Annotated in this window: 16 protein-coding genes, 2 tRNA genes and 3 rRNA genes; 15 read left to right on the top strand and 6 right to left on the bottom strand. The window is 37.2% G+C overall.

Annotated features, from left to right (window positions below):
* Positions 1–72: 72 nt before the first annotated feature.
* From GM3708_RS03260 to GM3708_RS03250, 3 genes are all read left to right on the top strand, one after another.
* Positions 73–1,371, top strand: coding sequence for an aminopeptidase P N-terminal domain-containing protein (locus tag GM3708_RS03260; protein WP_066344088.1), 1,299 nt, complete (start codon positions 73–75; stop codon positions 1,369–1,371).
* A gap of 96 nt (positions 1,372–1,467) precedes the next feature.
* Positions 1,468–2,127, top strand: a complete 660-nt coding sequence (gene upp, locus GM3708_RS03255) for a uracil phosphoribosyltransferase (protein ID WP_066344085.1) — start codon at positions 1,468–1,470, stop codon at positions 2,125–2,127.
* Positions 2,128–2,226: 99 nt separating this feature from the next.
* A complete protein-coding gene (locus tag GM3708_RS03250; protein ID WP_066344083.1) occupies positions 2,227–2,514 on the top strand; it encodes a hypothetical protein in 288 nt (95 codons plus the stop codon).
* Positions 2,515–2,627: 113 nt separating this feature from the next.
* Here GM3708_RS03250 and GM3708_RS03245 read toward each other — a convergent pair whose 3' ends face one another.
* Both GM3708_RS03245 and lysS read right to left on the bottom strand, forming a co-directional pair.
* Positions 2,628–3,215 (bottom strand): alpha-ketoglutarate-dependent dioxygenase AlkB, encoded by a 588-nt coding sequence (locus GM3708_RS03245; RefSeq protein ID WP_066344081.1) that lies wholly within the window; start codon positions 3,213–3,215, stop codon positions 2,628–2,630.
* Positions 3,216–3,301: 86 nt separating this feature from the next.
* Positions 3,302–4,873: a lysine--tRNA ligase gene (gene lysS / locus GM3708_RS03240; RefSeq protein ID WP_066344080.1), complete on the bottom strand. Its 1,572-nt coding sequence runs from the start codon at positions 4,871–4,873 to the stop codon at positions 3,302–3,304.
* 191 nt (positions 4,874–5,064) lie between these two features.
* On the opposite strand from lysS, the gene rpmG reads away from it, so the two are divergent.
* From rpmG to GM3708_RS03230, 3 genes are all read left to right on the top strand, one after another.
* Entirely contained in the window at positions 5,065–5,259 is a 195-nt protein-coding gene (gene rpmG / locus GM3708_RS17775) for a 50S ribosomal protein L33 (RefSeq protein WP_071827570.1), read from the top strand.
* A 49-nt stretch (positions 5,260–5,308) separates the two neighbouring features.
* Positions 5,309–5,524 carry a 30S ribosomal protein S18 gene (gene rpsR / locus GM3708_RS03235; RefSeq protein WP_066344078.1) on the top strand — a complete coding sequence of 72 codons (216 nt, stop codon included), beginning with the start codon at positions 5,309–5,311 and terminating at the stop codon, positions 5,522–5,524.
* A 165-nt stretch (positions 5,525–5,689) separates the two neighbouring features.
* Positions 5,690–6,871: a M20 family metallopeptidase gene (locus GM3708_RS03230; protein ID WP_066344077.1), complete on the top strand. Its 1,182-nt coding sequence runs from the start codon at positions 5,690–5,692 to the stop codon at positions 6,869–6,871.
* A 159-nt stretch (positions 6,872–7,030) separates the two neighbouring features.
* On the opposite strand, the gene rimK is transcribed toward GM3708_RS03230, so the two are convergent.
* Together rimK and dapF are read right to left on the bottom strand one after the other, a co-directional pair.
* A complete protein-coding gene (gene rimK / locus GM3708_RS03225; protein ID WP_066344075.1) occupies positions 7,031–7,939 on the bottom strand; it encodes a 30S ribosomal protein S6--L-glutamate ligase in 909 nt (302 codons plus the stop codon).
* 380 nt (positions 7,940–8,319) lie between these two features.
* Entirely contained in the window at positions 8,320–9,162 is an 843-nt protein-coding gene (gene dapF, locus GM3708_RS03220; RefSeq protein WP_066344072.1) for a diaminopimelate epimerase, read from the bottom strand.
* A 36-nt stretch (positions 9,163–9,198) separates the two neighbouring features.
* Between dapF and GM3708_RS03215 the strand changes: the two genes are divergently transcribed.
* The gene (locus GM3708_RS03215; protein WP_066344071.1) at positions 9,199–9,408 is read left to right on the top strand and encodes an Hfq-related RNA-binding protein; all 210 of its coding nucleotides are present in this window, start codon (positions 9,199–9,201) and stop codon (positions 9,406–9,408) included.
* A 3-nt stretch (positions 9,409–9,411) separates the two neighbouring features.
* Here the strand turns inward: GM3708_RS03215 and GM3708_RS03210 are convergent, their stop codons facing one another.
* Positions 9,412–9,819 (bottom strand): hypothetical protein, encoded by a 408-nt coding sequence (locus GM3708_RS03210; protein ID WP_066344069.1) that lies wholly within the window; start codon positions 9,817–9,819, stop codon positions 9,412–9,414.
* Positions 9,820–10,230: 411 nt separating this feature from the next.
* Here GM3708_RS03210 and GM3708_RS03205 point away from each other — a divergent pair.
* The 7 genes from GM3708_RS03205 (at position 10,231) to GM3708_RS03175 (ending at position 17,048) form a co-directional block, all read left to right on the top strand.
* Positions 10,231–11,718, top strand: a 16S ribosomal RNA gene (locus tag GM3708_RS03205).
* A 69-nt stretch (positions 11,719–11,787) separates the two neighbouring features.
* Positions 11,788–11,861 (top strand) — tRNA-Ile (locus GM3708_RS03200).
* A gap of 47 nt (positions 11,862–11,908) precedes the next feature.
* Positions 11,909–11,981 (top strand) — tRNA-Ala (locus GM3708_RS03195).
* A gap of 104 nt (positions 11,982–12,085) precedes the next feature.
* Positions 12,086–14,871: ribosomal RNA gene (locus GM3708_RS03190) — 23S ribosomal RNA — on the top strand.
* A 61-nt stretch (positions 14,872–14,932) separates the two neighbouring features.
* A 5S ribosomal RNA gene (rrf, locus tag GM3708_RS03185) occupies positions 14,933–15,049 on the top strand.
* Together the 16S, 23S and 5S rRNA genes with 2 tRNA genes alongside form the textbook arrangement of a ribosomal RNA operon.
* A gap of 150 nt (positions 15,050–15,199) precedes the next feature.
* Complete coding sequence (locus tag GM3708_RS03180) at positions 15,200–16,021, top strand: HEAT repeat domain-containing protein (protein ID WP_066344067.1); 822 nt, start codon at positions 15,200–15,202, stop codon at positions 16,019–16,021.
* Positions 16,022–16,097: 76 nt separating this feature from the next.
* The gene (locus GM3708_RS03175; RefSeq protein ID WP_066344066.1) at positions 16,098–17,048 is read left to right on the top strand and encodes an ABC transporter ATP-binding protein; all 951 of its coding nucleotides are present in this window, start codon (positions 16,098–16,100) and stop codon (positions 17,046–17,048) included.
* Between the two features lie 51 nt (positions 17,049–17,099).
* On the opposite strand, the gene GM3708_RS03170 is transcribed toward GM3708_RS03175, so the two are convergent.
* A complete protein-coding gene (locus tag GM3708_RS03170; RefSeq protein ID WP_066344065.1) occupies positions 17,100–17,579 on the bottom strand; it encodes a pentapeptide repeat-containing protein in 480 nt (159 codons plus the stop codon).
* Positions 17,580–18,181: 602 nt separating this feature from the next.
* Here GM3708_RS03170 and GM3708_RS03165 point away from each other — a divergent pair.
* Positions 18,182–18,559, top strand: coding sequence for a hypothetical protein (locus GM3708_RS03165; protein ID WP_066344064.1), 378 nt, complete (start codon positions 18,182–18,184; stop codon positions 18,557–18,559).
* Positions 18,560–18,583: the final 24 nt, after the last annotated feature.

Genomic DNA, 18,583 nt, shown 5'->3' with positions numbered 1-18,583 from the left:
ATTTAGATTCCTTTCTTTTTCGACAAGGTAAGTTAAAATTTAATATTAGTTAATATTTCTTTACCTAACTCTATGATGATTTCTTCGGCTGAATATCAACAACGTCGTCAAAAATTTATGAATGCTATCGGTAAAGGTGTCGCTATTTTTCGTAGTGCACCTCAAGCAGTAATGCACAATGATGTTGAATATGTTTATCGTCAGGATAGTGATTTTTATTATTTAACAGGGTTTAATGAATCTGAAGCAGTAGCAGTTTTTGCTCCAAATCATAAAGAACATCAATTCATACTTTTTGTAGAGCCAAAAGATTTAGCAAAGGAAATATGGACGGGTTATCGTGTAGGGGTAGAAGGAGCAAAAGAGGCTTATAATGCCGATATAGTTTATCCTATCAATGAATTAGACCAGAAGTTACCCGAATATTTAGTAACAGGTGATCGCATTTACTATCATTTAGGTAGAGATGCTCACTTTAACGAAAAAATTATTTATAATTGGCAAAGATTAGTCGCCAGTTATCCAAAACGAGGTAGTGGTCCTGTAGCTTTAGAAGATTCTAACTTTGTTTTACATCCTTTGCGATTAGTCAAAAGTGAGGCGGAAATTGTGATGTTAAAAAAAGCAGCAGAAATTTCTGTGAAAGCACATCAACGAGCAAGGGAATTTGCACAACCGGGGCGTTATGAATACGAAATACAAGCCGAAATTGAGCATACCTTTAGACTTTTAGGTGGTGATGGCATGGCTTATCCCTCTATCGTGGCATCAGGAGAAAATGCTTGTATTCTGCACTATATTGAGAATAACCGCAAAATGGAGGCTGGAGATTTATTATTAATTGATGCTGGTTGTTGCTATGGCTACTATAACGGTGATATTACTCGCACTTTTCCTGTAGATGGTGAATTTACCTCTCAACAAAAAGACATCTATCAATTAGTATTATCTGCGCAATTACAAGCCATTGATCAAGTCAAACCAGGTAATACCTATAATCAATACCATGATAAGGCTGTAGAAGTATTAGTAGAAGGCTTAAAAGAATTAAAATTATTGAATGGTGATAGTAAAGAGATTATTGACGGTAAAAAATATGAGCCTTTTTATATGCACAGAACAGGACATTGGTTAGGTTTAGATGTTCATGATGCTGGTAATTATAAACAAGATAGCGAAAAATGGACAACTTTTCAAGCAGGTCATGTCGTAACAGTTGAACCCGGAATTTATATTTCACCTTATATTAAACCAGTAGAGGGACAACCAGAAATCCCTGATTATTGGAAAGGAATTGGGGTAAGAATAGAAGATGATGTCTTAGTTACTGAATCAGGTAATGAAGTTTTAACCATTGCTGTCGAAAAATAATTAATAGTTGCGAATGGTATTTACTCAGTTTTTTTCTCAGGTTATCTACAAAAAACATTTATAATAATCTAGTCAATTAGATAACCGTAAAAGATTATGCCGTCACAACTAAGAATTTATGTACCTCCTCATCCTTTAATTAAACATTGGTTGGGAGTGGCAAGGGATAAAAATAATCCTTCTACTCTTTTTAAGACGGCAATGGTAGAATTAGGACGTTGGTTAACTTATGAAGCAATTAGGGAATGGTTGCCGACTATGGATGTTGAAATACAGACACCTTTAACTAATTCTCCTGCTACTTTTATCGATCCTAACACAGCGATCGCTACAATTCCTATTTTAAGGGCAGGTTTAACCTTATGGGAAGGATGTCAAACTTTGTTACCCCTTGCGGCTACTTATCATTTCGGAGTCGTAAGAAACGAAGAAACCCTTGAGGCTAGTTGCTATTTGAATAAATTACCGACTAAGTTTGAAGATAATACCCGTATTTTAATATTAGATCCCATGTTAGCCACTGGTGGATCTATTACATTAGCGATGAATGAAATTGTCAAACGAGGGGGTAATCCTAATTTTATTCGTATCATATCTGTTGTAGCCGCACCTCCAGCTTTACAAAAATTAAGTATTAACTATCCCAGTTTAAATATTTATACTGCTATGATTGATGAGCAAGTGAATGATAATGGTTATATTGTACCCGGATTAGGTGATGCTGGTGATCGTGCTTTTGGTACTAATAATAATTGACAATAAACGGTTAATAGTTCACAATCAATAATAATTTTAATATTTTCTTATAAGTATAGAAAAATAAATAAAATTTTATAAATAATTAAATCAAAATATATGAGTGAAAAAGACAACTTTGGTGGTGGATTTCTTTTAGGCACTATTGTTGGTGGAGTTGTTGGTGGCATCATTGGCACAGTAATAGCTAACAAAAATAATGATAATAAAACTATTTCAGATAATGAGCCATCTATCAAATCTCGTAGATATTCCATGATAGATGATGAGGAAGAAATTGAAAATGAAAGATTAAGTTTAGAAGAAAAAATTAATCAATTAAATCATGCTATTGATGACGTGAGAGTAACTTTACTGAAAAATACTGAAAATGTAGATAATAATTAATAATTGATCATTAATTATTGACTTAGATATTCTATCGCAACCCTAAAATCTTACTATACTGACAAAGCTTACAACTCATATAGTAAGATTATTGTATTTAGTGTCAACATATTTTAATTATCAACAATAAATCTAAAAGTTAAATTAATTCTTGGGGCAACAGGTTTACTGGTTTTTGGAATTTGATGTAACCAATATTCTTGAGTCTCCCCTGCCATAATTAATAAACTACCATGACTTAAAATAATTTCCTCTCGTAGATTATTTTTTTTATCCCTAGGTTTTAATAAAAATCGTCTTTGAGCACCTAAACTTACGGAAGCAATAACAGGTTTTTTCCCTAATTCTTTTTCATTATCACTATGCCATCCCATGCCGTCTTTTCCGTCACGATAGAGATTCAATAGAACACTATTGAATTTTGTATTAATTATTGGTTCAATTTTTTCTTTTACTATTATTAATGGCTTAATCCACCCATGAGGATATAGAGTCATGCCAGAATAAGTATATATTTTACCTTGATCACCGTACCATGCTGTCAAGCGGGGTTGAGGATGATTTTTACCAAATAAAGTTATATAATATTGTTGCCATTTTATCCTACTTTTTAGCTCTTTAAACAAAAAATTAGCTTCATCTAATGACCATAAATTAGGATAATAAATAATTTTACTATTAGGTAAACTAAACTCGAACATTTTACTAACAATTTCAATATTTTAAGACTTAACACTATAGTAGGTTAAGTGCAATTTTTACAAATAAACCTACATAATCTTAAATATTATTTAATTACATCATTTAAACGTTTTAATACAAAGTTTTTGTCTAAATAAGAAAATAAATAACCAGCTTTTGGTCCTTTTTCTTTACCTAAAAATGAATAATAAACGGCAGGAAATGCTATATTCGGGCTAACATTTAACTGTTTTGTCGCAGTAAACAAAGCTGTCTGTAACTCTTCTCCTTCCCAATTTTCAACATTAGTTAATATATCTTTTAATGCGATTAAATATTGTTTTTGTTCATCACTTAATTGTGAAGCAATAGCTGGAATTGTATCAAAATAAATAACAAGTTTTTCTTCTTCATCAGCATAGTCTTCTAACCATTTCTTAGCTACCATAATTCTTTCATTTATTTTTTCCCAATCATACTCGTTTAATTCTCTATCTGCTCTTTTTCTAATTTCGGCTTTTAAGTCTAAATGGGGTACTTGTAATAAAGAAATCAAGGTGCTAATATCAAAGGTATAATAGGTTTTAATTTCTTCTCCTAATTGTGCATAAAATAAAGGTAATAAATTTTTATCTAATTCTACTTCTGAACTATTTTTTTGCAATTTAGTATATTCATTTAATAAATTATCATAATCTCTAAATAAACGAATAATTGTGTCATAATTAGGAGCAAAATTAATCACAGTTTTTGGTTGAGTTCTTAACATTAAAAAACGTAATAATTCTGGTGGTAATAAATCCGCCATATCTTTTGCACTTGAGCCAACACCCTTGGAAGAACTCATTTTTGTACCATTAACGAGGATGAATTCATAAGGAGAATGAAAGGGTGGTTTTTTGTGCAAAACTTTACGACAAATAGCGTTAGCAACATCACGAGAGCCACCTTTTTGGGAATGATCTTTTCCAGCCATTTCCATCGTTACACCAACTAAATCCCATTTAGCTACCCACTCAACTTTCCAAGGTAGTTTACCATTACCATCAAAAGGCGACACCCACCCTTGGTGTCCACAACCTTTAACCCAGTCTGTAGCGTCTTCTTTGCAGGTATAAAAAACTTTTTCGCCATCATAGTCAGTAACATTGGTGGTGGCAATTTTTCCACAATTTTCGCAAACTACTTGAAAAGGATACCAGTTATTAGGACGTTCCGCTTTACTGACATCTTTATATACTTCTCTCACATCTTGAGCATGACGTAAAAATTTATCAATATAAGTGTTTAGTTTGCCGGAGCGATATAAATCTCTCAAATAATAAATCTCAGCTTTAACTCCTAAATACTCAAAAACTTCTAAAAATTCTCCCATAAAATATTTAGCATAATCAGAAGCACTATTATTAGGAGAAGGAACATTACAAAGAGGATAACCTAGATAAGGAGTAAATTTTTCTTGATCTAAATAGTGAGGTACAGTATCTAACGCATCGTAATCATCAACACCATAAGTGAATTTCACAGGTTTTCCAGCTCTTTTTAAGGCACGATACATGACATCATGAATAATTACCCCTCTTACTGAACCAACATGAACTCTACCTGAAGGGGTTTTGGAATCGTTCACTAATTCTGGTTGTTGAGATGTTTCCGCTATTTTATCCGCCCAAAACATAATTTATTTCTCTTGAATGTTATTAAATTGCAAACTTACTATTATATCTTAATCTTTTCTTCTATTTTCATCTGTTTAAATAACTTGGGTTGCTTTAGGGTCAATTATTTAGAACTTGTCAAAAATAACGTTATTATGGGATAATAATAGATTGTGTATAAAATTACTGTTATAGTAACTAAGCTAAAAAAATGGCAAGTAAAAAAGGTGTCCGTATAATTATCACTCTTGAATGCACTGAGTGTCGCACAAATAATGATAAACGCTCTGCTGGTGTTTCTCGTTATACAACCATGAAAAACAGACGCAATACTACTGGCAGAATGGAACTGAAAAAATTCTGTACTCATTGCAATAAACACACCGTTCACAAAGAAATTAAATAGTTTGATTTTCTAGTTTCTTACAAGTAAAAATAATAGTTTAAACATAATTATGGCTTATTTTCGCAAAAGATTATCTCCTATTCCTCCAAGTCAACCTATTGACTATAAAGATATCGAATTACTACATAAATTCGTAACGGAAAGAGGCAAGATGCTTCCTCGTCGTATCACTGGATTAACTGCCCGTCAACAAAGAGATTTAACCCGTGCAGTTAAACAAGCTCGTTTAGTTGCCTTATTACCTTTCTTAAATGCTGAAGGCTAGATACCAATGAGCAATTAACAATCAACAATTTAGAGAAGACAACGAGTAATTATTAATAAGTAATGAGTAATTAATAATTTTCTCTTCGTCTTCTATTTAGCGAAAATCTACTTTTGATCTAAAATTGATTTATTCCCCCCAAAGTATAAAATGTGAGTTGATATAATGCTCAGTAAAATCAAGCACTTAGCGGTAGATTTAGCACCAAGATTAATCGAAATTCGTCGTCATTTTCATCTCCATCCAGAATTAAGTGGACAAGAATATCAAACTGCTACCTATGTTGCTGGAGTTTTATCTTCTTGTGGGCTTCATGTGGAAGAAGGAGTGGGAAAAACAGGTGTCATTGGAGAATTAAAAGGTAACGGTGAAAGTACTCTTCATTTAGCTATTCGTACTGATATGGATGCTTTACCTATTCAAGAAGCAACTCAGTTAGAATTTGCCTCTCGTGTGCCGGGAGTTATGCACGCTTGTGGTCATGATTTACATACGACTGTAGGCTTAGGTACTGCTATGATTCTCTCTCAACTAAAAGATTTTTTACCCGGTAATATTCGATTTATTTTTCAACCAGCCGAAGAAATCGCTCAGGGTGCTCTTTGGATGGTTGAAGACGGTGCCATGAAGGGAATTTCTGCAATTTTTGGGGTTCATGTTTTTCCATCGATTCCTGCTCGTTCTGTGGGCATTCGTTATGGTGCTTTAACTTCTGCTATGGATGATTTAGAGATTATAATTCAAGGTGAAGCTGGTCATGGTGCTCGTCCTCATCAAGCTATAGATGCTATTTGGATCGCGGCACAAGTTATTACTAGCTTACAACAAGCTATCAGCCGAATGCAAAACCCACTAGATCCTTTAGTTTTAACTATCGGACAAATTAATGGCGGAAAAGCGGCTAATATTATCGCTGATCAGGTCAAAATGGTTGGTACTGTGCGATCGCTAAATCCTGAAGTTCGAGAAAAATTACCTATTTGGATTAAAAATATTGTAGAGGGAGTTTGCAATACTTACGGTGCAAAATGTCAGATTAATTATCATCATCGTTTGCCCAGTGTACAAAATGAAATGACATTAACGAAAATTATTGAAAAATCAGCCATTGAGGCATTAGGAGAAGAACACGTTATCAATATTATTGAACCATCCTTAGGGGCAGAAGATTTTGCGGTATATTTAGAGTATGCACCTGGTACCATGTTTCGTTTAGGTATTGGCAAAGAAAACCAACATAATTATCCTTTACATCATCCTCGTTTCGAATTAGACGAATCTTCTTTAACAACAGGAGTAGTAACAATGGCTTATAGTGCCTATAAGTATTTTGACAGAGAAAATTAAATTATCATTTTTCGTCAAAATTCCGATAATAATTTCAGTTTTTTGATTATTTAATTATGTAATCGGGAATGTTGAATGTGAATGTCAAGATGAGGAATGGGAAATGATTTTATTGTTTTTAAAATAGGATGTATTTTCTAAAAATTATTTAAAAAGTCACTAAAACTGAATACGATCACGAGTACTATTACCTATTTCCACATTTTTTTCCAGAAAATCAATAATTTTATCAGCAACATCAATCTGACTAGCTTTTTCAATACCTTCTAATCCGGGAGAAGAATTAACTTCCATTACTACTGGGCCATGATTTGAACGCAGTAAATCCACTCCAGCAATCCTTAATCCCATTGCCTTTGCAGAACGAATAGCCGTACTTCTTTCCTCTGGGGTTAATTTGATTTTCTCTGCTTTACCACCTCGATGAAGATTAGAACGAAAATCTCCTTCGGGACCTTGTCTTTTCATTGCCGCTACAACTTTATTCCCGACGACAAAACAACGAATATCTGCTCCTCCTGCTTCTTTAATAAATTCTTGCACTAAAATATTGGCATTTAATCCTTTAAAAGCCTGAATTACTGACTTTGCCGCTTGATAAGTTTCCGCTAAAACAACACCTATACCCTGAGTTCCTTCTAATAATTTAATCACCAAAGGCGCACCGCCGACAGTTTCAATTAAGCCATCTATATCTTCGGTATCATGGGCAAAACCAGTGACAGGTAAACCAATACCTTCTCGTGCTAAAATTTGCACACAACGCAATTTATCACGAGATCTTGAAATAGCTTGAGATTCATTCGCACTAAAAACTCCCATTACCTCGAATTGTCTTACTACCGCCAAGCCGTAAAACGTCTTTGACGCACCAATACGAGGAATAATAGCATCAAAATTTTCTAGAGTTTTTCCACCATATACCACTGTTGGTTTATGAGAAGTTATATTCATGTAGCATCGAAGATAATTTACCACCTTCATTTGATGCCCTCTTTTTTCTCCTGCTTCTTTTAATCTTTTAGTGGAATAAAGGCTACTATCTTGAGATAAAATAGCTATTTTCATGGGATATTCTGAATATTTTGTAATCGGCTTTTGAATTTATCTCATTGTACAACTGGTGATGTTCTTCTCATGGTTATTGTATTTAACAATACAGTAGTTAGACAGAAAATATGATGAAAACATAACAGATAGATAAGTAGAAAAATGGATAGGAAGAAAATTCCCAATAATTTCACATTTTTAAGAGAATTTTATTCATAAAAAAGATTATCTTCCTGTGTGTGGAGTCTCCTTGTCTTTTAAGTTAGTCATCATCTATACCCTGTATTACGCTTAATCACGTAGTAGGGTTACTATATAATCTTAATAGCCTAAAAATTCTGATTTATCTAATTAAATATAAAAACTATCTTTAAATAAATTCAGAAAATTAACATTATTTAAACAACTTCTCCTGAAAATACCTTCGTGGCAGGACCAGTCATATAAACATGATTGTCTTTTTCTGACCATTCAATTTCCAAGCAACCACCGGGTAACTCTACCGTTGTAGAACGATCACATTTATTATTTAAAACACCAGCTACTACAGTAGCACAAGCACCAGTGCCACAAGCCAAAGTAATACCAGCACCTCTTTCCCATACCTTCATCTTCAAATAATTGGAGGAAATAACCTCTATAAACTCAGTATTTGTTTTTTGAGGAAAGTAGTTATTCTTTTCAAATAAAGGACCAACTTTGATTAAATCAACACTATCAATATCATCAACAAAGACTAAACAATGAGGATTACCCATACTCACACAGGTAACAAAATAATCTTGATCATCAATCACCAACAACTCGTTAACAACTTTTTCGTCTTTTTTCATTAAAGTTGTGGGAATGTTTTGTGCTAATAATTGTGGCTCACCCATATCTACTTTAATTTGTCCATTACCCATAATAGTTGGAGAAATTAACCCCGCTAAAGTATCGATTTTATAAGTTTTTCCAATCCTTTCAATACCTTCTAACTCTGTAATGAATTGAGCAAAACAACGAATACCATTACCACACATTTCTGGTTCAGAGCCATCAGAATTGAAAATCCGCATACTATAATCAGTAGAATTTTTTGTTCGTAAAACAAAAATAACACCATCTGCACCAATACCAAAATGACGATCGCATAATTTCACTGCCTCATCAGGAGAAATTAAAGGCTCAGAGGAAGCCAAATTATCAATTAAAATAAAATCATTACCAAGTCCATGATATTTGGTAAACTTCAAAGTCATAGCAAAAACCTAAATTAGAAACAATAACTAATAATTATGACAGTATTTAACACCGGCTTTCCCAGTATTAGACAAATACAAACCTTTATTAAAAATAAAACCCCTGTAGAAATTGGATTAATAACCAATCAATCAGAACAAGGATTAATATTATGGCAAGATCAAAATTGTTTTTGTCTTCAGAATAGTAAAAAAGAGAAAATATTGATTTGGACACAATCCCTTGCTTATATTAAAAGTAAATAAAAATCAACGACTTCCCTTCACTCCCAAACCTTTAAAAGAAGGAGAAGCATTACCATAATTAACTCGACAACCAATATTCAAGATACTAGTCCCACACTCTAAGGGTATAACTTGATCATCCATCATTGCTGTACAACTAATATATTCATCATCATTAGTATCTTTTACCATACAATCAATTGCTTTAGCGTTAGCATGATTAACCCACATATTCATTCCCATAACCGCAATCAAATGTTGCCAATAAAAAATGAACAACATCAACATCATCAACACCCCAATTACAGCGGCTACCTTAAAGCGCCAACTAGATAAAAAAACTTTGAAATTTTCCAATACATTTTTTTTCTCCACCGTGACAGATTGATTAAGCCCTTCCATTGACTTATCAACCAAATTATTTTCAGACATAAACAAAAACCCTCACAAAACACTTTTATCCTTATTTTAACTAAATCAAATATTATTGATTGTAGCTTCAACCCCATAAAAGTAAATGAAACACAAAAAAAGATTAATCCCTGTAAAGCTTAGTATCAAAAGTATTTATCCCGTTAAAAGCATCCTTGAAAAAAATATTTAAAAAAAGAGTTGCAGATTCTAGAATTATTAGTTATATTAGTAAATGTGTGATTGAGCCAATTGACTCAGTCTAACACACCACGAACCTCGACAATTTAATAGTTTGAAAGCCATTTTCAAATATAACATACACCCTTGTTAAAGAACTTTAAATTAACAAAGCAAGTATTAAATTACTAACAAAAAGAGCAATCAAAAAGCTCGTTGAGAGAACTAAGTAACTTAGGTGAAAAGGAATCTACAATGGAGAGTTTGATCCTGGCTCAGGATGAACGCTGGCGGTATGCTTAACACATGCAAGTCGAACGGTCACTTAGGTGATAGTGGCGGACGGGTGAGGAACACGTGAGAATCTGCCTTGAGGTCGGGGACAACAGTTGGAAACGACTGCTAATACCGGATGAGCTGAGAAGTAAAAGATTTATCGCCTGAAGAGGAGCTCGCGTCTGATTAGCTAGATGGTAGTGTAATGGACTACCATGGCGACGATCAGTAGCTGGTCTGAGAGGATGAGCAGCCACACTGGGACTGAGACACGGCCCAGACTCCTACGGGAGGCAGCAGTGGGGAATTTTCCGCAATGGGCGAAAGCCTGACGGAGCAATACCGCGTGAGGGAGGAAGGCTCTTGGGTTGTAAACCTCAAAACTTAGGGAAGAAGAAAGTGACGGTACCTAATATAAGCATCGGCTAACTCCGTGCCAGCAGCCGCGGTAATACGGAGGATGCAAGCGTTATCCGGAATCATTGGGCGTAAAGCGTCCGTAGGTGGCATTTCAAGTCTGCTGTCAAAGACCGAAGCTCAACTTCGGGTAGGCGGTGGAAACTGAAAAGCTAGAGTATAGTAGGGGTAGAGGGAATTCCTAGTGTAGCGGTGAAATGCGTAGAGATTAGGAAGAACACCAGTGGCGAAGGCGCTCTACTGGGCATATACTGACACTGAGGGACGAAAGCTAGGGTAGCGAAAGGGATTAGATACCCCTGTAGTCCTAGCGGTAAACGATGGATACTAGGTGTTGTCTGTATCGACCCAGACAGTGCCGAAGCAAACGCGTTAAGTATCCCGCCTGGGGAGTACGCACGCAAGTGTGAAACTCAAAGGAATTGACGGGGACCCGCACAAGCGGTGGAGTATGTGGTTTAATTCGATGCAACGCGAAGAACCTTACCAAGGCTTGACATCCTGCGAATCTTTTGGAAACGAAAGAGTGCCTTAGGGAACGCAGAGACAGGTGGTGCATGGCTGTCGTCAGCTCGTGTCGTGAGATGTTGGGTTAAGTCCCGCAACGAGCGCAACCCTCGTCCTTAGTTGCCAGCATTAAGTTGGGGACTCTAGGGAGACCGCCGGGGAGAACTCGGAGGAAGGTGGGGATGACGTCAAGTCAGCATGCCCCTTACGTCTTGGGCTACACACGTACTACAATGGTTGAGACAAAGGGAAGCGAAGCTGCGAAGTGGAGCGAATCCCAGCAAACTCAGCCCCAGTTCAGATTGCAGGCTGAAACTCGCCTGCATGAAGGAGGAATCGCTAGTAATCGCAGGTCAGCATACTGCGGTGAATCCGTTCCCGGGTCTTGTACACACCGCCCGTCACACCATGGAAGTTGGTCACGCCCGAAGTCGTTACTCCAACCTGTAAAGGAGGAGGATGCCGAAGGTGGGACTAGTGACTGGGGTGAAGTCGTAACAAGGTAGCCGTACCGGAAGGTGTGGCTGGATCACCTCCTTAAAGGGAGACTTCGAATAGAAGTCAGCAAGAGTGAGAAAAAGGCATTCAAACTATTAAGAATAGGTTCACGGGCTATTAGCTCAGGTGGTTAGAGCGCACCCCTGATAAGGGTGAGGTCCCTGGTTCAAGTCCAGGATGGCCCACTTCTTTTGGGAGAAGAAGTAAATTTTTCCAAGAGAGAAAAAAGATTGGGGGTATAGCTCAGTTGGTAGAGCGCCTGCTTTGCAAGCAGGATGTCAGCGGTTCGAGTCCGCTTATCTCCAGGGAACAAATTAGCACCAAAAAATGGATGCTGAACCGTTGTTCAGTAAGAACCTTGAAAACTGCATAGAAAAAGTAAGTAGAAAAAGCTGTAAAATGACAGACAGGTCAAGCAATCAAGGGCTGATGGTGGATACCTAGGCACACGAAGGCGAAGAAGGACGTAGCAACCTACGAAAAGTCTCGGGGAGTCGGAAGCAGACTATGAGCCGAGAGTGTCCGAATGGGGCAACCCTAAAAACACACTACTATTAGTAGTGATGAGCGAACCTGGTGAACTGAAACATCTTAGTAGCCAGAGGAAGAGAAAACAAAAGTGATTCCCCTAGTAGCGGCGAGCGAAGCGGGAACAGCCTAAACCAGTGTTTACGAAGACTGGGGTAGTGGGACATCGAGATGGAAAGAAGAGGTTAAACGAACTAGCTGAAAACTAGACCAGAGAAGGTAAAAGTCCTGTAATTGAAAACCAAATTAATCCTAGGTGAATCCCGAGTAGCACGAGATAAGTGGAATCTAGTGTGAATCAGCCACGACCACGTGGTAAGGCTAAATACAAAGTGTGACCGATAGAGAAAAGTACCGCGAGGGAAAGGTGAAAAGAACCCCGGGAGGGGAGTGAAATAGAACATGAAACCATCAGCTTACAAGCAATGGGAGTCCGATTAAACGGATGACCGTGTGCCTGTTGAAGAATGAGCCGGCGACTTACAGGCAGTGGCAGGTTAAATCGAAAAGATGAAGCCAAAGGGAAACCGAGTCCGAAAAGGGCGTTAGTCACTGTTTGTAGACCCGAACCCGGGTGATCTAACCATGGCCAGGATGAAGCTTCGGTAACACGAAGTGGAGGTCCGAACCGACCAATGTTGAAAAATTGGCGGAGGAGCTGTGGTTAGGGGTGAAATGCCAATCGAACCCGGAGCTAGCTGGTTCTCCCCGAAATGTGTTGAGGCGCAGCGGTGTATCAGGAAATGGGGGGTAAAGCACTGTTTCGTTGCGGGCTGCGAGAGCGGTACCAAGATGAGACAAACTCAGAATACCCATAACTATAGCACTAGTGAGACGGTGGGGGATAAGCTTCATCGTCAAGAGGGAAACAGCCCAGACCATCAGCTAAGGTCCCAAAGTATTAACTAAGTGAGAAAGGAGGTGGGAGTGCTTAGACAACCAGGAGGTTTGCCTAGAAGCAGCAATCCTTGAAAGAGTGCGTAATAGCTCACTGGTCAAGCGCTCCTGCGCCGAAAATGAACGGGGCTAAGTTAATCACCGAAGCTATGGACTCAATGGAAACATTAAGTGGTAGGGGAGCGTTCTATATAGGGTGAAGCATTAGCGGCAAGCAGATGTGGACAGTATAGAAGTGAGAATGTCGGCTTAAGTAGCGAAAATTAAGGTGAGAATCCTTAACCCCGAAAGCCCAAGGGTTTCTCCAGAAGGCTCGTCCGTGGAGAGTTAGCCCGGACCTAAGGCGAAGCGAAAAGCGTAGTCGATGGCAAGCAGGTGAATATTCCTGCGTGGCTTTATGGGAGTCATCATCGGGACCCGTGAAAACTAAACACACCCTGAGTGGATTGGGAGCAGTTTACTGCGCGTGTAGAAAGATAGCGGCAAGAAAAGCGATGATGATGTTGAAAATAAAGTCCCGGTACCCGAAACCGACACAGGTGGGCAAGTAGAGAATACTAAGGGGAGCGAGAGAACTCTCTCTAAGGAACTCGGCAAAATGACTCCGTAACTTCGGGAGAAGGAGTGCCAACGGAAACGTTGGTTGCAGTGAAAAGGCCCAGGCGACTGTTTAGCAAAAACATAGGTCTCTGCAAACTCGAAAGAGGAAGTATAGGGGCTGACGCCTGCCCAGTGCCGGAAGGTTAAAGAAGTTGGTCAGGAGTAATCTGAAGCTAGCGACTGAAGCCCCGGTGAACGGCGGCCGTAACTATAACGGTCCTAAGGTAGCGAAATTCCTTGTCGGGTAAGTTCCGACCCGCACGAAAGGCGTAACGATCTGGGCACTGTCTCGGAGAGAGACTCGGCGAAATAGGATTGTCTGTGAAGATACGGACTACCTGCACTTGGACAGAAAGACCCTATGAAGCTTTACTATAGCTTGGAATTGTGTTCGGGCTTGCTGTGCGCAGTATAGGTGGGAGGCGTTGAAGGTATCCTTGTGGGGATACTAGAGCCAACAGTGAGATACCACTCTCAGAAAGCTAGAATTCTAACGGTAAAACCGGAAAGTTTCAGGTGGGTAGTTTGACTGGGGCGGTCGCCTCCAAAAAAGTAACGGAGGCGTACAAAGGTTACCTCAGACTGGTTGGAAATCAGTCGAAGAGTGCAAAAGCAGAAGGTAGCTTGACTGCGAGACTGACAAGTCAAGCAGGGTGGAAACACGGTTTTAGTGATCCGACGGTGCTGTGTGGAAGGGCCGTCGCTCAACGGATAAAAGTTACTCTAGGGATAACAGGCTGATCTCCCCCAAGAGTTCACATCGACGGGGAGGTTTGGCACCTCGATGTCGGCTCATCGCAACCTGGGGCGGAAGTACGTCCCAAGGGTTGGGCTGTTCGCCCATTAAAGCGGTACGTGAGCTGGGTTCAGAACGTCGTGAGACAGTTCGGTCCATATCCGGTGCAGGCGTGAGAATATTGAGAGGAGCCTTCCTTAGTACGAGAGGACCGGGAAGGACGTACCGCTGGTGTACCAGTTATCGTGCCAACGGTAAACGCTGGGTAGCCAAGTACGGAGAGGATAACCGCTGAAAGCATCTAAGTGGGAAGCCCACCTCAAGATGAGTATTCTGGTGTAAGGTCACGGGAAGAACACCCGTTAATAGGCACGAGGTGGAAGTGCAGTAATGTATGGAGCCAAAGTGTACTAACAGACCGTCCGCTTGACCTAATCTTAAAATCTATTTACTATTTCATGCAGTCTTGAGGGTTATTTAACTTTCATAGTCTTAGCTGGTGTGTTTAGCATTGTGGAACCACTACGATCCATCTCGAACTCGTGGGTGAAACGCAATCGCGGCGACGATACTCTGGGGGTAGCCCCACGGGACAATAGTTCCATGCCAGCTTTAATTTTCTCACACTCTAAATAAGATACATATCAGAACTTAAAAGCACTCTATCAATACTTAGGGTGCTTTTTTCATACTTTTTTCTTTAAAACATATTGATGTTATTCTTTACAATAAGAATGTTGACTTTTTTTGAATAATTTTTTCATGAATACCGAAATATCTCTAACTCCAGAAATAGCAATTGCTAATTTAAACCAGAAAAAAGATTTAGGATTAAGATATTATGCTGCTTGGTGGTTGGGTAAATTTCGAGTTAAAACTAGGGATGCTATTGATAGTCTAATTAATGCTCTCGAAGATTTTGAAGATCGAGCACCTGATGGTGGTTTTCCTTTACGTAGAAATTCGGCAAAGGCACTGGGGAAATTAGAAGATTTGAGAGCTGTTGAACCTTTAATTAAGTGTTTTGAGTGTGATGATTATTATGTTCGAGAATCTGCGGCTCAAGCCTTAGAAATGTTAGGTGATTTAAGAGCCGTTGAACCTCTAATCAATCTTTTAAGTAGTTCGGTGAAAGATGGAGAATTAACCAGTTATGCCTTTGAAATAGTAATTGGCAAACCTTATTTGAATCAACCTTATGAAGCTATTATTGAGGCTTTAGGAACTCTTAAAGCAAAACAGGCTGAAAATTTGATTAAGCCTTTTCTTGAACATCCTACAAAAAAAATAGCTTATGCGGCAGCAAGGGCAATGTATCAATTAACTAATGATGATATTTATGGTGAAATTTTAGTATCTGCTTTAGGTGGAGAAGAATTACAATTAAGAAGATCTGCGTTAATGGATTTAGGTGCTATTGGTTATGTGAAGTCAGGAGATGCTATCAGTCAAGCCTATGCGGAAAATAGCTTAAAATTAATTGCGATGAAGGGTTTATTAGAATGTCAGATCAAACAAGATTTTCAGGAAGAATTATCTGATAAGAGTATTAAATTGATGAATATAATGGATGGGCTTTTATGATTATTAAGACTTATATTGTAAGTTATGAATTAAAAGTTAAGGTTTATTCTTCTTTACTGTTTATCATCCTATCATTATGATTGAAGTTGAAAATTTAAGTAAAATTTATGGTGTTACTCAAGCCATTAAAAATGTATCTTTTTCCGTGGCAAAAGGAACTATTTTAGGGTTTTTAGGACCAAATGGTGCTGGTAAAACCACGACTATGCGTATCCTGAGTGGTTACATCCCTGCGACAGAAGGAACAGTTAAAATTGCTGGTTTCGAAGTCCATGAAAATCCAATGGCAATAAGGGAAAAAATAGGTTATTTACCGGAAACCCCTCCTCTTTATACAGATATGACGGTGAGAGATTATCTGGGCTTTGTAACAAAAATTAAAGGTGTTGCCAATGGTGATCGAGAAGAAAAGATCAAAAAAGCTCTACAAAGTTGTCAATTAGAAGATTGTGGAGATACGATTATAAGAAAATTATCGAAAGGTTATCGTCAAAGAGTGGGCATAGCACAAGCAATTGTTCATGAACCTCCTGTTATTATTTTAGATGAACCAACTGTGGGCTTAGATCCTCGACAAATTATCGAAGTAAGGAATTTAATCAAAAGTTTAGCGAGGGAAAGAACGGTAATTTTATCAACTCATATCTTACCAGAAGTTAGTATGACTTGTGATTTTGTGACTATTATTAATAAAGGTACGATTGTAGCAACAGGAAAATCTGATGAACTTTTACAACAGTTACAAAACAATGCAGGTTATGAAATAGAAGTTGAGGGAAATATCAGTAATTTATCATTAAAAATGGAGCAATTTTTGGGAGTTAAAAGTGTACAGATTGAGACAATAAATGAAAGCAAAAATCGTTTTTTAGTTAAAATTTCTCTTGATGATAATTATGATATAGGAGGAGACATTGCTTCTATGATTATTCATGAAGGACTGGCTATTTATGAAATGAAAAGAAGTCATCCTTCCCTTGAAGATGTCTTTTTACAACTTACTACAAATGAGTCGTTATCACAATAATTTTTGGTCATAGACTCAGATATAGAAAGTAAAAGTAAAAAATATTATCGTTTATGGACAATAAAGAGTGTCACGAGTATTTCTTCCTGTAATAGGATTAGTACCTCTTGCCATTTCACATAATAATTCCTCTACATCAGGACGTAATATAACATCTGTAAAATCTGCACCTTCAATATTAGCTTTTTCAAATTTAGTATTAGTAGCAAATGCACCTTCAAGTATAGCATTATGAAGATTTACTCTTGTCATCCTTGCAGAGTCTAATACGGCATTACTTAAATTAGCACCTTCTAAATTGGCAGAATCCATATTAGCTCCAAAAAAGCTAACTCCTTGTAAATTAGCATTACTCAAGTTACTACTACGAAGATTAGTTTTATTAAAAGTTGAACCAACTAAATTTTGTCCAGAAAAATCACTTTCAAATAAATCTCTTTTTGTATAATCTAACGCCTGTACTGGATTAATCATTGTTATAAAACCTAGCATTAATGCTAAAGTCAAACTAATTAATTTTAATAAAATCATGGTGATTACTTTTCAAAATATTTTCTTTTAATAAATAAATAATTTACCTAATATTGGTCAAAAAACCTAGAACTATATTTTTGTTTTCATTTACTTTGTGATCAAATATTTTAAGTGAATTCACTTTGAAAAAAATTTAACTCATATCAAATAAATGTATGGATGAAAAATAAACACAAAAATGAGAAAAAAAGCATAATAAGTGAAGAAATGTAACGAATCCTCAAAAAAGATCCTAAACTATACTAAAAATCAGTCATTTTAAGCCTTGAAGACGATTTTTTACCACACTTTTTTCCAATTAAAAGTAAAGAAATATTACAAAATTCCTCAATTCCGTTTTATTATGCCTATACTGACAATATAGAAACATCATCATTAGTTGTTTTTACTTAAGTTTGTAAAAATTTAATATGATGTGGTTTTTTAAGGCGGTGAAGACACATCGCAACAGCTTCGGAAGAAAAAAAGTAACGCTAAACAAAGTTTTGTTTGTCCGGCGTGGTTTTCTGAAGAAAGAATCACATAATTCTAATATTTGAATTTGTTAATGTGAGTTGTCGAGTTGTTGTCGTTAATATCTTTAGGGAGTATCAAAAGCAATGCAAGTATCTAATCAAAACAGTTGGCGAAATAGTTATCTATTAGCTATGTCGAAAAGTTTTCTTATCTGGACGTTCACTTTAACAGTATGCTTTTTGGTAGTGGGTTTCCCCTTAGTGGTTATTATGATGACAGTAGGGGTGTTAGCCGCAGTAGTTTTACAATCTATTCTCCCAGCCAGTGCTATCTTATTAGTATCTGGTAGCATTTTAGGTATCACTACGGTGGTGATTCTGTTTAGTTCTATCTTATTAACTTTAAAAGGTATCCGACCTGATGAGGTACAATGGTTAGGATGGCTACATGACAATAAAACTATGGAACAAGGTTCTATATATGCTTCTTGTCCTCTAACCTGTGGTATTACCCAAATCTAATTTCAATCCACAGTTTAAAATATA

This window comes from Geminocystis sp. NIES-3708 (genome assembly GCF_001548095.1).
In the GTDB taxonomy this organism is placed as follows: domain Bacteria; phylum Cyanobacteriota; class Cyanobacteriia; order Cyanobacteriales; family Cyanobacteriaceae; genus Geminocystis.
The sequence above is the reverse complement of the archived record's forward strand: the minus strand, read 5'-3'. Positions and strand labels throughout refer to the sequence as shown.

What these genes read in the sequence shown, in the direction of transcription:
- lysS (WP_066344080.1), bottom strand. Translation starts at nt 4,873, where the DNA reads ATGTTTTGGGCGGATAAAATAGCGGAAACATCTCAACAACCAGAATTA.
- upp (WP_066344085.1), top strand. Translation starts at nt 1,468, where the DNA reads ATGCCGTCACAACTAAGAATTTATGTACCTCCTCATCCTTTAATTAAA.
- rpmG (WP_071827570.1), top strand. Translation starts at nt 5,065, where the DNA reads ATGGCAAGTAAAAAAGGTGTCCGTATAATTATCACTCTTGAATGCACT.
- GM3708_RS03245 (WP_066344081.1), bottom strand. Translation starts at nt 3,215, where the DNA reads ATGTTCGAGTTTAGTTTACCTAATAGTAAAATTATTTATTATCCTAAT.
- GM3708_RS03260 (WP_066344088.1), top strand. Translation starts at nt 73, where the DNA reads ATGATGATTTCTTCGGCTGAATATCAACAACGTCGTCAAAAATTTATG.
- GM3708_RS03175 (WP_066344066.1), top strand. Translation starts at nt 16,098, where the DNA reads ATGATTGAAGTTGAAAATTTAAGTAAAATTTATGGTGTTACTCAAGCC.
- rpsR (WP_066344078.1), top strand. Translation starts at nt 5,309, where the DNA reads ATGGCTTATTTTCGCAAAAGATTATCTCCTATTCCTCCAAGTCAACCT.
- GM3708_RS03210 (WP_066344069.1), bottom strand. Translation starts at nt 9,819, where the DNA reads ATGTCTGAAAATAATTTGGTTGATAAGTCAATGGAAGGGCTTAATCAA.
- GM3708_RS03215 (WP_066344071.1), top strand. Translation starts at nt 9,199, where the DNA reads ATGACAGTATTTAACACCGGCTTTCCCAGTATTAGACAAATACAAACC.
- GM3708_RS03170 (WP_066344065.1), bottom strand. Translation starts at nt 17,579, where the DNA reads ATGATTTTATTAAAATTAATTAGTTTGACTTTAGCATTAATGCTAGGT.
- GM3708_RS03250 (WP_066344083.1), top strand. Translation starts at nt 2,227, where the DNA reads ATGAGTGAAAAAGACAACTTTGGTGGTGGATTTCTTTTAGGCACTATT.
- GM3708_RS03230 (WP_066344077.1), top strand. Translation starts at nt 5,690, where the DNA reads ATGCTCAGTAAAATCAAGCACTTAGCGGTAGATTTAGCACCAAGATTA.
- GM3708_RS03180 (WP_066344067.1), top strand. Translation starts at nt 15,200, where the DNA reads ATGAATACCGAAATATCTCTAACTCCAGAAATAGCAATTGCTAATTTA.
- GM3708_RS03165 (WP_066344064.1), top strand. Translation starts at nt 18,182, where the DNA reads ATGCAAGTATCTAATCAAAACAGTTGGCGAAATAGTTATCTATTAGCT.
- dapF (WP_066344072.1), bottom strand. Translation starts at nt 9,162, where the DNA reads ATGACTTTGAAGTTTACCAAATATCATGGACTTGGTAATGATTTTATT.
- rimK (WP_066344075.1), bottom strand. Translation starts at nt 7,939, where the DNA reads ATGAAAATAGCTATTTTATCTCAAGATAGTAGCCTTTATTCCACTAAA.